This window comes from Pseudomonas sp. LAP_36, assembly GCF_019456785.1.
Taxonomy (GTDB): Bacteria; Pseudomonadota; Gammaproteobacteria; order Pseudomonadales; family Pseudomonadaceae; genus Aquipseudomonas; species Aquipseudomonas tritici.
Genome location: NZ_JAHZMS010000008.1, coordinates 250,193 through 264,268 on the forward strand (window position 1 = coordinate 250,193; position 14,076 = coordinate 264,268).

15 protein-coding genes are annotated in these 14,076 nt (G+C 61.3%); 5 read left to right on the forward strand and 10 right to left on the reverse strand.

What is annotated here, in order from left to right; genetic code table 11:
- Nucleotides 1-65 precede the first annotated feature (65 nt).
- Both JBO08_RS23285 and JBO08_RS23290 read right to left on the reverse strand, forming a co-directional pair.
- Nucleotides 66-908, reverse strand: a complete 843-nt coding sequence (locus JBO08_RS23285; RefSeq protein ID WP_065872332.1) for a PhzF family phenazine biosynthesis protein — start codon at nt 906-908, stop codon at nt 66-68.
- A gap of 3 nt (nt 909-911) precedes the next feature.
- Entirely contained in the window at nt 912-1,610 is a 699-nt protein-coding gene (locus JBO08_RS23290; RefSeq protein WP_065879986.1) for a glutathione S-transferase N-terminal domain-containing protein, read from the reverse strand.
- A gap of 254 nt (nt 1,611-1,864) precedes the next feature.
- Here JBO08_RS23290 and JBO08_RS23295 point away from each other — a divergent pair, with 254 nt between their 5' ends.
- Together JBO08_RS23295 and JBO08_RS23300 are read left to right on the forward strand one after the other, a co-directional pair.
- Nucleotides 1,865-2,569, forward strand: coding sequence for a histidine phosphatase family protein (locus JBO08_RS23295; RefSeq protein WP_065872334.1), 705 nt, complete (start codon nt 1,865-1,867; stop codon nt 2,567-2,569).
- Between the two features lie 44 nt (nt 2,570-2,613).
- Nucleotides 2,614-3,669 carry a permease gene (locus JBO08_RS23300; protein ID WP_065879988.1) on the forward strand — a complete coding sequence of 352 codons (1,056 nt, stop codon included), beginning with the start codon at nt 2,614-2,616 and terminating at the stop codon, nt 3,667-3,669.
- On the opposite strand, the gene mnmH is transcribed toward JBO08_RS23300, so the two are convergent.
- The 4 genes from mnmH to JBO08_RS23320 all read right to left on the reverse strand — a co-directional run bounded on the left by mnmH (nt 3,659) and on the right by JBO08_RS23320 (nt 6,933).
- Nucleotides 3,659-4,762, reverse strand: a complete 1,104-nt coding sequence (gene mnmH / locus JBO08_RS23305; protein ID WP_220074961.1) for a tRNA 2-selenouridine(34) synthase MnmH — start codon at nt 4,760-4,762, stop codon at nt 3,659-3,661. The genes JBO08_RS23300 and mnmH overlap by 11 nt on opposite strands.
- Nucleotides 4,762-5,796, reverse strand: coding sequence for a selenide, water dikinase SelD (gene selD, locus JBO08_RS23310; protein WP_065872337.1), 1,035 nt, complete (start codon nt 5,794-5,796; stop codon nt 4,762-4,764). Before selD ends, mnmH begins: the two co-directional genes overlap by 1 nt.
- A gap of 94 nt (nt 5,797-5,890) precedes the next feature.
- Nucleotides 5,891-6,640 (reverse strand): TerC family protein, encoded by a 750-nt coding sequence (locus JBO08_RS23315; RefSeq protein WP_065872338.1) that lies wholly within the window; start codon nt 6,638-6,640, stop codon nt 5,891-5,893.
- 41 nt (nt 6,641-6,681) lie between these two features.
- Nucleotides 6,682-6,933, reverse strand: coding sequence for a hypothetical protein (locus JBO08_RS23320; RefSeq protein WP_049709023.1), 252 nt, complete (start codon nt 6,931-6,933; stop codon nt 6,682-6,684).
- 134 nt (nt 6,934-7,067) lie between these two features.
- Between JBO08_RS23320 and nhaR the strand changes: the two genes are divergently transcribed.
- Nucleotides 7,068-7,970, forward strand: coding sequence for a transcriptional activator NhaR (nhaR, locus tag JBO08_RS23325; RefSeq protein ID WP_065880039.1), 903 nt, complete (start codon nt 7,068-7,070; stop codon nt 7,968-7,970).
- A gap of 4 nt (nt 7,971-7,974) precedes the next feature.
- On the opposite strand, the gene JBO08_RS23330 is transcribed toward nhaR, so the two are convergent.
- The gene (locus JBO08_RS23330; protein WP_220074960.1) at nt 7,975-9,132 is read right to left on the reverse strand and encodes an MFS transporter; all 1,158 of its coding nucleotides are present in this window, start codon (nt 9,130-9,132) and stop codon (nt 7,975-7,977) included.
- 239 nt (nt 9,133-9,371) lie between these two features.
- On the opposite strand from JBO08_RS23330, the gene sstT reads away from it, so the two are divergent.
- Nucleotides 9,372-10,592 carry a serine/threonine transporter SstT gene (sstT, locus tag JBO08_RS23335; RefSeq protein WP_065872341.1) on the forward strand — a complete coding sequence of 407 codons (1,221 nt, stop codon included), beginning with the start codon at nt 9,372-9,374 and terminating at the stop codon, nt 10,590-10,592.
- A 63-nt stretch (nt 10,593-10,655) separates the two neighbouring features.
- On the opposite strand, the gene JBO08_RS23340 is transcribed toward sstT, so the two are convergent.
- A complete protein-coding gene (locus JBO08_RS23340; protein ID WP_065872342.1) occupies nt 10,656-11,165 on the reverse strand; it encodes a DUF1993 family protein in 510 nt (169 codons plus the stop codon).
- A gap of 115 nt (nt 11,166-11,280) precedes the next feature.
- Here JBO08_RS23340 and JBO08_RS23345 point away from each other — a divergent pair, with 115 nt between their 5' ends.
- A complete protein-coding gene (locus tag JBO08_RS23345) occupies nt 11,281-11,928 on the forward strand; it encodes a YceH family protein (protein WP_065910696.1) in 648 nt (215 codons plus the stop codon).
- Nucleotides 11,929-11,970: 42 nt separating this feature from the next.
- Here the strand turns inward: JBO08_RS23345 and JBO08_RS23350 are convergent, their stop codons facing one another.
- Together JBO08_RS23350 and JBO08_RS23355 are read right to left on the reverse strand one after the other, a co-directional pair.
- On the reverse strand, nt 11,971-12,777 hold the full coding sequence (locus JBO08_RS23350) for a sulfite exporter TauE/SafE family protein (RefSeq protein ID WP_065872344.1): 807 nt from the start codon (nt 12,775-12,777) through the stop codon (nt 11,971-11,973).
- Nucleotides 12,778-14,022 carry an FAD/NAD(P)-binding oxidoreductase gene (locus JBO08_RS23355; protein WP_065910698.1) on the reverse strand — a complete coding sequence of 415 codons (1,245 nt, stop codon included), beginning with the start codon at nt 14,020-14,022 and terminating at the stop codon, nt 12,778-12,780.
- Nucleotides 14,023-14,076: the final 54 nt, after the last annotated feature.

Consider the following 14,076-nt stretch of genomic DNA (forward strand, 5'->3'; position numbering starts at 1 on the left):
GGCCCCGGCAACACAAACCCGGAGGGCCCAATAGTGTATTGCGAGGGCCGTAACAATTTATTGATCTAGAGCTGTAGGCGCCCTTCGATACACACCGCCACAGCACCACCCACCCAGATTTCCTCGCCCTGGCGTTCAATGCGAATACGCCCCGCACGCCCCAACGCAGTGCCCTGGCTGACCACATAGCGCTCAGGCGCCAGGCCTTCGGCCAGCAGCCATTGCGCGACACCGGCATTCAGACTGCCGGTGGCCGGATCTTCCTGGGCGCCGTCGCCTGCGACAAAGGCACGCACTTCAAATTGCGCGTCGACGTCGTCGCGAGCAGGGTCGCAGGGGGCAATCACGCCCACGGCCAACCCCAGCAGTTGCGAATAGTCCGGCTGCAACGCCAGGACCTGCTCACGGCTGGGCAACATGACCGCGAGCCAACCGGCGCCGTTATCGACCCACTGGCTGCGCACAATGGCGCCCTGTGCCAGGCCCAACCCCAGGCGCACACGCTCCAACAACGGCGCGTCCACGGCACCTGAGCGCAACAACGGCGGCGCGATAAAGGCCAACTCATCACCTTGGTGACGGATACGCACCAGGCCGATTTCGCACTCCTGGACAATCTCCGCGCCTCGTGGCACGCCGCCAGCCTGTAACCAGGCATGGCAACTGCCCAACGTCGGGTGCCCGGCAAAAGGCAGCTCCTTCAAGGTGGTGAAAATTCGCACCCGGTAGTCCGCCTGGGGATCGCGGGGTGTCAACAAAAATGTGGTTTCACTGAGGTTGGTCCACCGAGCGAAGTCGGCCATCTGTTGGTCGGTCAGGCTGTCAGCGCCCAATACCACCGCGAGCGGGTTGCCTTTGAGCGGTACGCTGCTGAACACATCCAGTTGTTTGAAATCGAAAGTCGGCATGCTTCAGCTCGGTATGTTGAGACCACGGATCACCGCCGGCCGGGCCACAAAGCCATCCAGCGCGCGCAGTACATTGGGGAAGTCGGCGATGCCAACCAGGTCGCCGGACTCATAAAACCCGATGAGGTTGCGCACCCAGGGGAACGTGGCGATGTCGGCGATGCTGTACTCGTCGCCCATGATCCAGGTACGGCCCAGCAGGCGTTTTTCCAGCACATCCAGCAGGCGTCTGGACTCGGCGGCGTAACGGTCACGAGGGCGTTTGTCTTCGTAAGCCTTGCCGGCGAATTTATTGAAGAAACCCAGTTGGCCAAACATTGGGCCGATACCGCCCACCTGGAACATCAGCCATTGAATAGTTTCATAACGTGTCGCCGGATCTTCGGAGAGCAACTGGCTGGTTTTTTCCGCCAGGTAGATCAGGATCGCACCCGACTCAAACAGCGCCAGAGGCTGACCGGCCGGGCCGTTGGGGTCGATGATCGCGGGGATCTTGTTGTTGGGATTCAGGGACAGGAACTCGGGGGACAACTGGTCCTGGGTCTCGAAACTGACCTTGTGCGCCTCGTAGGGCAGCCCCAATTCCTCGAGCATGATCGAGACTTTTACCCCATTGGGCGTAGGCAGCGAGTACAGTTGCAAGCGCTCTGGATGCTGAGCGGGCCATTTGCGGTTGATCGGAAAGGCGGCGAGCGGGTTCATCGGGTTCTTCCCCTTGCAGAAAGCCCCCATGATAGACACCTACCCGGTGTCCTGCATGGGTCATCAATGCGCAACATCTGCTGGCTATTATCCCGCATGGGCGAACCAATACGCCCGCGTGCACTCTTAAGTGCGCGCTTACGGTGAATGGAGGCACCTGGCTATATCGACAAGGAATCCCCCACAAGGCGCCCACGGCGTCATTGGGGCCAGGCTTGTCCGCCTTAACGTGACGCACGAAGACTCGAACTATAATGACGATCAAGCCTCTGCGCCTTATGCAACAACTCAAACGCTACTCCTTCACCGTATTACCGATGCTGCTGGTCAGCGGCGCTCTGGTCGCGGCCCTCGATGCCCGCGAAAGCCGCGCCCAACCGGTGGATGGCGTGCAAACCCTGGTGTTCCTGCGCCACGCCGAAAAACCCGCCGGCGGCCTGGGCCAACTCAATTGCCAGGGCCTGAACCGGGCAATGAACCTGGCCACCCTGTTGCCGGAAAAATTCGGCAATGCCGACTTTGTGTTTGCCGCCAACCCGACGCGCAACGTCGAGGAAGGCGAGCAGGACAACTCCTACAGCTACATCCGCCCGCTGATGACCATCAGCCCCAGTGCAATCAAGCTCGGCCTGCCGGTCAATATCAACTTCTCGGCGAATGACACCAGTGACCTGGCCGATGAGTTGGTAGAAGACAAGTATCACAACGCCACGATCTACACGGCCTGGTCCCACGGCTACCTGCCGGAGTTGATCAACAAGGTGGCGAGTGAAGCTTCCGGCGAAAAACACACCATCACCGACGACTGGTCCGGCAGTGACTACGACACCTTGTATGTACTGACGCTGACCTGGCACAACGGCAAGGCCTCGCTGCTCAGTCGCAACTACAAGCAGGGCTTGAACCACGGTGAAGAATCCTGCCCGCCGTCGACGCAGGTGAGTGCCGATAACAGCTGACAGCGTATGATGCGCCGCTACTGACTCACCTGCGGATCATCACCATGCCTCATCTTTCCCCTACCCAGCCCGCCCGGGGTTGGTCCTTCTGGTACAAGCCTGCGCTGTTCCTGCTGGTGGCCTGCGTCGGCCTCTACTACGTTAAATGGTCGCCCTACTACCTCAAGGCGTTTGTCGCGGCGGATAACCACAGCATCGGCGCCTCGATTCTCAACGATCAACAAAGCTCGCCACTGGCGGCCGCGCTGGCCTATGCCCAGGTTTACTTCCTGGCAATCTGGAAAGCCGCCGTGCTGGCGGTGATCCTCGGCTCATTGCTGCAAGTGCTGATCCCCCGCGATTGGCTGCTGCGTCTGTTCGGTCGCGCCGGGCTGGGTTCGACCTTGCGCGGCGGGCTGTTCGCCTTGCCGGGGATGATGTGCAGTTGCTGCGCGGCCCCGGTGGCCGCGGGCATGCGACGCCAGCAGGTGTCGGTAGGTGCGGCGCTGGCCTTCTGGATCGCCAACCCGGTGCTGAACCCGGCGACCCTGGTGTTCATGGGCTTTGTGTTGGGTTGGGGCTTTACCGCGTTGCGGCTGGTGGCGGGTATCGTGCTGGTGGTGGGCGTGTCGCTGGTAGCGCAACGCATTGCGCGCCCGGAGCAGGTGCCGGACGTGGCACTGGGCGCCGTGGCCGAGGCCAGCGTGGTTGAATCGCAACCCTTCTTCAGCCGATGGTTGCGCACGCTGTGGCAATTGTTCTGGAGCACAATCCCGGTGTATATCCTGGCGGTGCTGGTGCTCGGCGCAGCGCGGGTGTGGTTGTTCCCCCATGTGGACGGCGCCATGGCCAACAGCCTGGTATGGCTGGTGCCCCTGGCGATTGTCGGCACGCTGTTCGTAATTCCTACAGCAGCAGAGATCCCCATCGTACAAACAATGATGGCCCTGGGCATGGGCACCGGCCCGGCCGTGGCGCTGCTGATGACCCTGCCGAGCGTGAGCCTGCCGTCACTGCTGATGCTGCGCAAGGATTTCGACGCGCGGGTGCTGGTGACGGTGGCCGGGCTGACCATGCTGGTGGGCGTGGCGTGTGGGCTGATCGGGGCGCTTATCTTGTGATCAGGGCGCGCTCGCGCAAATACGCCACGACGGCGTCCTGATCCCCGGCGAACTCGATGCGTGCGCCTTTGCTTTCCCGCTGGAAGGCGTACATCGGGTCGTAATATTCGCGCAATAACCCTTCGATCCAACCGCGATGCAGGTCCACCGAACCACTGCGCGCCTGTTCCGCCAGGGCGTGCTGCAAAAGTACCTGCAACCGTTGGAACCGCTCGCCCCCCAGGCGCTTGTGGATATTGGCGAGGCTCTGGGTCAGGCGTTCGGCAAACAACGCCTGGCCCCTCTCGCCAAACACTGCGATGAATTCGGCGCACAGGTCGACCACGTAATCACGCAGGATCCGTTCGACCCGGCCTTCGACGCTGTCTTGCAGCCACACCATCGGGAATGTCTGCATGCCCTTGTGCAACGGCAAGGGCAACGCACAACTGCCGATCATGCGGCTCTCGTCCTCGACCACAAACTGCTCGATACCTGCCGCACGTTTTTTCAACACGTCCACGGCCAGGCGGTTTTCGAAATCGATGTTGGACGGTTGCGCCGTGGCCCGTTTGCCGAAGCTTGAGCCGCGGTGGTTGGCGTGGCCTTCCAGGTCCAGGGCGTTGCGCAACTGGCCCAGGACTTCGGTCTTGCCGGTGCCGGTCATGCCGCCCAGCAGCACGAAATCACACTGCGCGGTGGCCTGTTCGACCGTCTCCAAAAGAAAGCTACGCATGGCCTTGTAGCCGCCGCCGACGCGCGGATACTCGATACCGGCTTCGGTTTTCAGCCATTGCTGCACGATCTGCGAGCGCAGCCCGCCACGAAAGCAGTACAGGTACCCATCGGGATTGGCCAGGGCGAACCGTGCCCATTGTTCGATGCGTTCGGACTTGATCGCCCCGGACACCAATGCGTGGCCCAGCACAATTGCCGCCTGCTGACCCTGCTGCTTGTAGCAGGTGCCGACCTGCTGGCGCTCGTCGTCGGTCATCAACGGCAGGTTGATCACGCCAGGGAATGCCCCCTTGGCGAATTCGACCGGCGCGCGGGTGTCCATCATCGGCCGGTCACTCAGAAAGATGTCGCGGTAGTCGGTGATATCCATTGCCATCAGAACACCTCTACCGCGTGGGTCTGTCGCTCAACCAATTCGCCGATCGGCTCAAGGTTCAAGCCCAGTTCGGCAGCTACCGTGTGAAATTCGGCATCGCCTTGCGGGGTCACAGCGATCAACAGCCCCCCACTGGTCTGTGGGTCGCACAGCACTCGCTTGTGCAATTCCTGAAGGCGCCCGAGCTTGCTTGAATAGCTGTCAAAGTTGCGCAAGGTGCCACCGGGCATGCAGCCCTGGTCGAGGTAGTCCTCGATCCCCGGCAGGCGTGGGACTTTGTTGTATTCGATACGGGCAGTCACGCCACTGCCGTCAGCCATTTCCACCAAATGACCTAAAAGACCGAAACCGGTGACATCGGTCATGGCGGTGACACCCGCCAATTTACCGAAACGGCTACCCGGCTTATTGAGGGTGCACATCCAGTCGCGGGCCAGGCCGATGTCCGCCTCGCGCAGCTTGCCCTTTTTTTCGGCGGTGGTGAGGATGCCGATGCCCAGGGGCTTGGTCAGGTACAACCGGCAACCCGCGGTGGCGGTGTCATTGCGCTTCATATGGCGCTTTTGCACGATGCCGGTCACGGCCAGCCCGAAGATCGGTTCCGGGGCATCGATGGAGTGGCCGCCGGCCAGGGGAATGCCGGCTTCGTCGCACACGGAACGGCCACCCCGGATCACTTCCCGGGCAACTTCCGGCGCCAGTACATTGACCGGCCAGCCAAGGATCGCGATGGCCATCAATGGGTCGCCGCCCATGGCATAGATGTCGCTGATCGCATTGGTGGCGGCGATGCGGCCGAAGTCGAAAGGATCATCGACAATCGGCATGAAAAAATCAGTGGTGGAGACCACGCCGCGCTCGTCGTCGATGGCGTACACCGCTGCGTCGTCCCGGGAGGCGTTGCCCACCCACAGGTTGGGGTCGAGGTTCTGTGCGCCGCTGCCGGCGAGGATCACTTCCAGGACCTGGGGCGAAATCTTGCAGCCACACCCTGCGCCGTGGCTGTACTGGGTAAGGCGAATCGGCTCGTTCATGGTGGACCTCACGCTATCAAGTGCGCGGATTCTAACAGACAGCAAAAAGCCGGCTGGGCTCTTGTGAGCACAGCCGGCCTTTACGTGTCAGCCGTTATTGCCGCGCGGCGAGCAGGCGCTTGTGGCGGTTGCGTCGGGCGATGTTCAAGCACTCGATTGCCGCCGAGAACGCCATGGCCGCGTACACGTAGCCTTTAGGCACATGGGCACCGAAGCCTTCGGCGATCAACGTCATACCGATCATGATCAGGAAGCCCAGGGCCAACATCACCACGGTCGGGTTGTCATTGATGAACTTGGCCAACGGCTCGGCCGCCACCAGCATCACGATCACCGAGGTCACCACGGCAATGATCATGATCGGCAAGTGCTCGGTCATGCCCACGGCGGTGATGATGCTGTCGATGGAGAACACCAGGTCAAGCAACAGGATCTGCCCGATGGCCGCGGCGAAACCGATGGCTACCGTATTGCCGACGCTGGCCTTCTCTTCTGGCTCGGGGTCCATGCTGTGATGGATCTCGGTGGTCGCCTTCCACACCAGGAACAGGCCACCGGCGATCAGGATCATGTCCTTCCACGAGAAGCCCTGGCCGAGTACTTCGAATACCGGCGTGGTCAGTTGCACGATAAACGCGATGGTGCTCAACAGGCCCAGGCGCAATATCAACGCCATGCTGATACCAATGCGCCGTGCCTTGGCCCGATGCTTCTCCGGCAGCTTGTTGGTGAGGATCGAGATAAAGATCAGGTTATCGATGCCGAGCACGATTTCCATGACGATCAAGGTGGCCAGGGCAACCCAGGCGGTGGGGCTGGCAGCCAGCTGTAACAGGTAATCCATAGGTCAGTCCTGACGTTGTGCGGGAAATTAAGTGCGGGAAGTTAGGCTTCTTTACTGTTCGATTCTGACTCTTTCTCCTGCTGATCATCCTTCTTCTGCGGGGTGATCAGGCCGTTTGTCGCTTCACTCAATGCCTGTTCGGCGGCTTTGTGGGTGTCATCGATCGCTTGCTTGGCCGACTCGGTAGCCTTGCCCAACACTTGCTGGGCGCTTTTTTCGACCTGATCGCAACCGCTGATCACTACCAATGAAAGCGCAAGCAACGATGCCGCGCCCAGGGAATTGAGTTTCATGACGTATTCCTCGTTAGAACCATTGGGTCCAAATAGTGGCCCCGCGATAGCGAGGCATTCTATGCAGGAGAACAGTTCAGGAAAATTCGTATTTTTCTCGAGTATACTTCGGTTTTTACGAAGTGATGGCCGCCATGCTCAATTACCGACAACTGCACTACTTCTGGGTGGTGGCCAAGACTGGCAGCATCGTGCGCGCCTGTGAGCAGCTTAACCTCACGCCCCAGACCATCAGCGGGCAGATCAGCCTGCTTGAGCAGACCTTTGGTGTGGCGTTGTTTCAGCGCGTCGGTCGCCAGCTGGAGCTGACTGAAGCCGGGCGCCAGGCTTTGCCGTATGCCGAGCAGATGTTCCAGACCGGTAATGAATTGGAAGCCATGCTGCGCGCACAACCCGACGAACAACAGATCCAGTTTCGCGTCGGGGTGGCGGACGTGGTGCCCAAATCCATCGTCTACCGGCTGATCGCGCCGACCATGGAGCTGAGCGAGCCGATCCGCATCACCTGCCGCGAGGACAAACTTGAACGCCTGCTGGCTGACTTGGCGATCCAGCGCCTGGACCTGGTGATTTCCGACAGCCCCATGCCGACGCACCTGGATATCAAAGGCTACAGCCAGAAGCTGGGAGAATGTGGCATCAGTTTTTTCGCCACCCAAGCCTTGGCTGACAGATATGGCGGCGACTTCCCACACTGCCTGCATGGCGCACCACTATTGATTCCGGGTGCGGAAACCGTCGTCCGCAGCCGTTTGCAGCGCTGGTTTGCCGAGCAACAGATTCAACCACGGATCATCGGTGAATTCGATGACAGCGCCTTGATGCAGGCGTTTGGCCAGTCCGGCAGCGGGATCTTCATCGCCCCCAGCGTGATCGCCGATGAGGTGGTGCGCCAGTACGGCGTTGCACTGATTGGCCAGACCGTCGCGGTGACCGAGTCCTTCTACGCGATCTCGGTGGAACGCAAGGTCAAGCACCCCGGCATCGTAGCGATTACCGAAGGTGCTCGGCGGGAGTTGTTTACCACCCTGTCCTGACGGATCAGGCGTTGTAGGCGACCGGTTGCTTGGCGGTCATCAGCCACAATGCCAGCAGGATCGACACCAGGATAAACCCGGACGCCGCAAAACCCAGGCTGCCCAGGCCGAGTGTGTCGATCACATGGCCGCCGACCAGCGCCCCCAGCCCGATCCCCAGATTGGCCCCGGCAATATTCAACGACGCAGCAAACGCAGGCGCATGGGGCGCGGCTTTCATCAGCCGTACATGGCTGACCAGGAACATCGCCGCCTGGGTCACGCCCCACACCGCCATCGCTGCCGCCAGGCCGACGGTGGAGTGAATAGCCGGCACCAGCGCGACCATGCCGGCGATCATGAAGCCGCAGAACACCATGGACGCGATCAACGGATGGCGATCCACTGCGCGCCCACCCAACGAATTGCCAATCAAACCGACCGCGCCAAAGCCCATCAAGCACCAGCCCACCAACGTGCCATCGAACCCGGCGAGGCGCTCCAGGATGTCTGCCAAGTAGGTGTAAGCGGTGAACATGCCGCTGAACACCAGGATCGACAGCAGGATATGGCCCTGCATCAGCGGGTTGCGCAGGATCTTGAATTGCGAGCGCAACGTCACTTGATCATTTTTCGGCGCTGTCACCGGCAGGTAGATAAACAGCAACAAGGCCTTGGCCACCGCCACCACCGCAAGAATGGCAAACGCGCTGCGCCAGCCGAACATGTCGGAAATCAGCGTGCCCACCGGAATGCCGAATACCGTGGCGCAGACGATACCGAAACCAATCTTCTCAATGGCGCGCCCAGCGAACTCGGGGCCGACGATGTCCACCGCCGTTTCACTGGCCAGGGCCCAGAACACCGGCAAGCCCAGCGCCGGAATCAACCGCGCCACCGCCATCACCCAGATGTTCGGTGCCAGGGCCGCCACGGTATTGGCCACGCCAAACATGATCAGAATGCTGATAAACAGCCGCTTGCGTGGGAAACGCGCGCAATAGGCCGTCAGAAACGGGCCGAACGCCGCCACGGTGAACGCAAACAACGTCACCAGCAGCCCGGCCTGGGAAACGCTGACATTCAGGTCGCGGGCAATGGACGGCAACAGGCCGACAATGACGAATTCTGTGGTCAGCACAGTGAAGCCGGCAGCCGACAGCAGCAGGATAGGAAACAACATGAAAACTCCAGAAACAACGACATCAACGACAACCCGAAGGGCTCGCTGAAGGATAGGAAACGTGAGAGGCGAGAATCTTAACAGAGTCTGTCCGGCCAGGCGAAAACCTGAGAACGCGGGTGACGGAATGCCGCACCGGCAGGGACATTTCCTACAGCATGTTAGACTCCGCACCTGCTTCCCATACCCTTCCTGCTTGCAATGCTGCGCCCTACTAAAAAAACTAGAGACAACTGCTTATGACTGCTGCCCCTTCCCTCCTGCAACGACTCGCGCGCGTCAGCCTGGTCACGCAAATCGTCATTGGCCTGATCGCGGGCATTCTGCTGGCCTTGCTGCTGCCCGAGGCGGCGAAAACCACCGGGTTTATCGGCAAGGTGTTCGTCGCGGCGCTCAAGGCTGTGGCACCGATCCTGGTGTTTGTACTGGTGATGGCGTCGATCGCCAACCATAAGCATGGCCAGGAAACCCATATCAAACCGATTCTGTTCCTGTACCTGCTGGGCACGTTTGCCGCCGCCGTGGTCGCCGTGATCGCCAGCACACTGTTCCCCTCGCCGCTGGTGCTCGCTACCCACGATGCGACGGTCAGTGCCCCTGGTGGTATCGGCGAGGTGTTGCAAAGTTTGTTGCTGAGCGTGGTGGACAACCCGATCAGCGCTCTGATGAATGCCAACTTTATCGGCATCCTGGCCTGGGCCATCGGCATGGGCATTGCCATTCGCCATGCGGGCGAAACCACCCGCACGGTACTGGATGACTTGTCCAACGGCGTCACGCTGATCGTACGCGTGGTGATCCGCTTTGCGCCGCTGGGCATTTTTGGCCTGGTGGCCTCGACCCTGGCCACTTCCGGTTTCGGCGCCCTGCTCGGCTATGCCCACCTGCTGGTGGTGCTGATCGGCTGCATGCTGTTTGTGGCGCTGGTGATCAACCCGGCCATCGTCTTCTGGAAACTGCGCCGCAACCCTTACCCGCTGGTGCTGCTGTGCCTGCGCGAAAGCGGCATCACCGCGTTCTTCACCCGCAGCTCGGCAGCGAATATCCCGGTCAACCTGGCGTTGAGCAAGCGCCTGGGCCTGCATGAAGACACCTACTCGGTGTCGATCCCGCTCGGTGCCACCATCAACATGGCCGGTGCCGCGATCACCATCACCGTGCTGACCCTGGCCGCCGTGCACACCTTGGGCATCGCCGTCGACCTGCCCACCGCCGTGCTGCTCAGCGTGGTTGCAGCCATCTGCGCCTGCGGCGCATCCGGCGTCGCGGGCGGTTCGTTGCTGTTGATCCCGCTGGCGTGCAGCCTGTTTGGCATTCCCAGTGAAATCGCCATGCAGGTAGTGGCCGTAGGCTTCATCATCGGCGTGCTGCAGGATTCGGCGGAAACAGCCCTCAATTCGTCCACTGACGTGCTGTTCACCGCAGCTGCATGCCTGGGCAAAGAAGAACAACCGGCTTAAACGCCGCGTATAAAAAAACCGGGGCGATTCTTGAATGAACCGCCCCGGTTTTTTTATGGGTGTTTAGAACGCGCCCATGTAGTCGCGCTTGCCCACTTCCACACCGTTGTGACGCAGCAAGGCGTAAGCCGTGGTGACGTGGAAGAAGAACTGCGGCAGGCCATAGGTCAGCAGGTAGGACTGGCCGCTGAAGCGCTTCTCTTTAGGCGTGCCTGGGCGAGTGATGATCTCGATGCCTTCCTTGCCGTCGATTTGCTCAGGCTTGAGGGTGTCGATAAACGCCAGGACCTTGGCGATCAGCGCTTGCAGGTCGGCGAAGGTGACTTCGTTATCTTCATATTTCGGCACTTCAATCTCGGCCAGGCGCGCGGAAACGCCCTTGGCGAAGTCGACGGCGATCTGCACCTGGCGTACCAACTGGAACATGTCCGGGAACAGGCGCGCTTGCAGCAAGGCGTTGGGCTCGATGTTCTTGGCGGTGGCGTGGGCTTCGGCTTTGGTCAACACGCCGCTCAGGGCGGTGAGCATTTGCTTGAAGACTGGGATGGAAGCGGCGTACAGGGAAATAGTCATGGCTGTCTCGCGGTAATGGCAGGATTGGAACCAGCGGCGATTATAGCCATGCCCGTCGCTTGTCTTTTATTTTTTCAGGATTAGGCTAGGCAGTTCACTGCATAGGGAAAGCGCGATGACCGCCGAGCACGACACCGACCCCCCTGAGCCGCGCCTGAACAGCACGGAAATCCGCGTCTTGGGCTGCCTGATCGAAAAACAGGCGACCAACCCGGAAACCTATCCCCTGACCCTCAATGCCTTGGTCCTGGCCTGTAACCAGAAGACCAGCCGCGAGCCGGTGATGAACCTGAGCCAGGGCCAGGTCGGCCAAAGCCTGCGCGCGCTGGAAGGCCAAGGTTTTACCCGCCTGGTGATGGGCAGCCGCGCCGACCGCTGGGAGCATCGCGTGGACAAGGCGCTGGAACTGGTGCCGGCCCAGGTGATCCTGACCGGGCTGCTGTTTTTGCGCGGGCCGCAGACCGTCAATGAACTGCTCACCCGCAGCGGGCGCATGCATGATTTTGAAGATGCCGAACAGGTGGTGCATCAGCTTGAGCGCCTGATTGCGCGAGGGCTGGCGGTGTTGGTGCCGCGTCAGGCGGGCCAGCGCGAAGATCGCTACACCCATGCGCTGGGTGATCCGGCTGATATCGAATTGATACTCGCGGCGCGTGGCAGTCCGGTGGAGCGCGGGGCTGGGGTTTCGGTAGACCGCCTTGAAGAACTTGAAGCGCGGATCGCGGCGCTTGAAGAACGGCTGGCTCAGTTGGAAAAGGCCTGACGGCATCCTCGGTGTGAGGGAGCCTGCTCCCTCATCACAGGTTCAGCGCAAGGCGTTAAATAGCATCCCGGCGGCCACCAGTACGCACAGGCTGGCAAACCCGACCTGCAAGGTGCGCGCAGGGATGACCGAACACAGGCGTCGACCCGCCAACATGCCGACGATGCTTGCGCCGATAAATACCCAGCCCACAGGCTCGATACGCACTCCAGCATGAAACGCGCCAGCCACACCGACCAGTGAGAGCAGGCTGATCACCATCAGGGAGGTGGCGACAATCCCGCGCATCTGCACATCGGTCAGTTGCTTGAACGCCGGCACGATGAGGAAGCCGCCGCCCACGCCGAGCAAGCCCGATACAGCCCCTGTGACAGCGCCGAGGGCGGCCAGGGTCGCGCTGCATTTGGCGGTCCAGGCGAAGCGCCCGGTCTGCTGGTTGAGCATGCAGTTCTTCTGGCCCCAGGACGCAGTGCCATGGTCACTCGGCCCGGCCTCGCGCTTCTCGCGCTGCAACATGCGCCAGGCCACCAGCACCATCAACGCGCTGAACAGGCCCATCAACACCGCTTCCGGCAACTGGTGGGCGAGAAACACCCCCACTGGCGAAAACAGCGCGCCGAGCAAGGCAATCAGCAACGCGGCGCGGTAGCGCACCAAGCCATGGCGCAAACCGTCGATCGCCCCCACTGCTGCCGCCGCGCCGACGGCAAGCAGCGACACCGGCGCAGCCTGGGTCATGCTCATGCCCAAGCCCAGCACCAGCGCCGGCACGCCAAGGATGCCGCCACCCGCGCCCGTCAGGCCCATGACCAGGCCCATCAATAATCCCAACACACTGGCCAGCAGCATTCAGTCCACCTTGCTCAAATGGGTCAGCCACTCGCGGCCCTTGAGCATGCCGTTCCAGTAGAACCACGGCAGCAAGGTGGCCTTGAGGAACCACATCGAACGTCGGGCCTGGGTCGGGTCCAGGGGAAAGGTCGGCAGCAACTTGCCGCCGTAGCCGAACTCGGCCAGCACCACCTTGCCCTTCTCCACCGTCAACGGGCACGAGCCGTAGCCGTCGTATTTGAGCGGCAGAGGCGCCTGCTTGCGCAGGGCCAGCAGATTCTCGGCGACCACCACGATCTGCTTGCGCACGGCGGCGGCGGTCTTGGCGTTGGTGGTGCCACATACATCACCCAGGCCGAAGATGTGCGGGTAGCGCAAGTGTTGCAGGCTATGGGGGTTCACTTCGCACCAGCCGGCAGCGTCAGCCAATGGGCTTTGGCGGATGAAATCCGGGGACACCTGCGGTGGGACCACGTGCAGCAAGTCGAAGGATTTTTCTTCAACGCTGACACTGCCTTCGGCGTCTTTCACTTCGAACCAGGCCTTGCGGGCCGGGCCGTCGACTTTCACCAGGTTGGCGTTGAACGCCAGGCGGGCGTTGTATTTTTCCACGTACTTCATCAACGGCGGCACAAAGGTCGCCACGCCAAACAGTGCTGCACCGGCCAAGTTGAATTCCACGTCGATGTTGTTCAGAGTGCCCTGTTTTAGCCAGTGATCGCAGGACAGGTACATGGCCTTTTGCGGCGCACCCGCGCATTTGATCGGCATGGCCGGCTGGGTGAAGATCGCCTTGCCGCCCTTGAGTTGCTGCACCAGCTGCCAGGTGTAGGCCGCGTGCTCGTAGCTGTAGTTGGACGTCACGCCATGCTGGCCGAGGGTGTCCTGCAGCCCTTCGACTTTTTCCCAGGCCAGGCGCAGGCCGGGGCAGACGATCAGGTTGTTCCAGCTGACGCGCTGGCCGCTGTCGAGGACCAGGGTTTGCTCGTCCGGCAGCAGTTCGGTGACGGCGGCTTGCACCCAGGTGACGCCATTGGGCAGTACGTCGGCCAGGGGCCGGCGGGTCTTTTTGACGTCGTATGCGCCGCCGCCGACCAACGTCCAGGCAGGCTGGTAGCAATGGTATTCGCTCGGTTCGATCAGCGTGATATTCAGCTGGGAGTCGCGCTTGAGCAAGCTGGCCACCAGGCCGATGCCCGCCGAGCCGCCGCCGATGACAACGATATCGCCACTGATGGTTGGGCCCCAGTGTTGTTCGGTCATGGTCTATCGCCTTTTATCGTCAATGCACACAAGGGGCGTTGCCGTATGGCGTCA

Bases quoted from the DNA above. Each gene is read 5' to 3' on its own strand.
- JBO08_RS23300 (WP_065879988.1), top strand. From the start codon at position 2,614: ATGCCTCATCTTTCCCCTACCCAGCCCGCCCGGGGTTGGTCCTTCTGG.
- JBO08_RS23320 (WP_049709023.1), bottom strand. From the start codon at position 6,933: ATGAAACTCAATTCCCTGGGCGCGGCATCGTTGCTTGCGCTTTCATTG.
- JBO08_RS23295 (WP_065872334.1), top strand. From the start codon at position 1,865: ATGACGATCAAGCCTCTGCGCCTTATGCAACAACTCAAACGCTACTCC.
- mnmH (WP_220074961.1), bottom strand. From the start codon at position 4,762: ATGGCAATGGATATCACCGACTACCGCGACATCTTTCTGAGTGACCGG.
- selD (WP_065872337.1), bottom strand. From the start codon at position 5,796: ATGAACGAGCCGATTCGCCTTACCCAGTACAGCCACGGCGCAGGGTGT.
- JBO08_RS23355 (WP_065910698.1), bottom strand. From the start codon at position 14,022: ATGACCGAACAACACTGGGGCCCAACCATCAGTGGCGATATCGTTGTC.
- sstT (WP_065872341.1), top strand. From the start codon at position 9,372: ATGACTGCTGCCCCTTCCCTCCTGCAACGACTCGCGCGCGTCAGCCTG.
- JBO08_RS23315 (WP_065872338.1), bottom strand. From the start codon at position 6,640: ATGGATTACCTGTTACAGCTGGCTGCCAGCCCCACCGCCTGGGTTGCC.
- JBO08_RS23330 (WP_220074960.1), bottom strand. From the start codon at position 9,132: ATGTTGTTTCCTATCCTGCTGCTGTCGGCTGCCGGCTTCACTGTGCTG.
- JBO08_RS23290 (WP_065879986.1), bottom strand. From the start codon at position 1,610: ATGAACCCGCTCGCCGCCTTTCCGATCAACCGCAAATGGCCCGCTCAG.
- JBO08_RS23345 (WP_065910696.1), top strand. From the start codon at position 11,281: ATGACCGCCGAGCACGACACCGACCCCCCTGAGCCGCGCCTGAACAGC.
- JBO08_RS23350 (WP_065872344.1), bottom strand. From the start codon at position 12,777: ATGCTGCTGGCCAGTGTGTTGGGATTATTGATGGGCCTGGTCATGGGC.
- JBO08_RS23340 (WP_065872342.1), bottom strand. From the start codon at position 11,165: ATGACTATTTCCCTGTACGCCGCTTCCATCCCAGTCTTCAAGCAAATG.
- JBO08_RS23285 (WP_065872332.1), bottom strand. From the start codon at position 908: ATGCCGACTTTCGATTTCAAACAACTGGATGTGTTCAGCAGCGTACCG.
- nhaR (WP_065880039.1), top strand. From the start codon at position 7,068: ATGCTCAATTACCGACAACTGCACTACTTCTGGGTGGTGGCCAAGACT.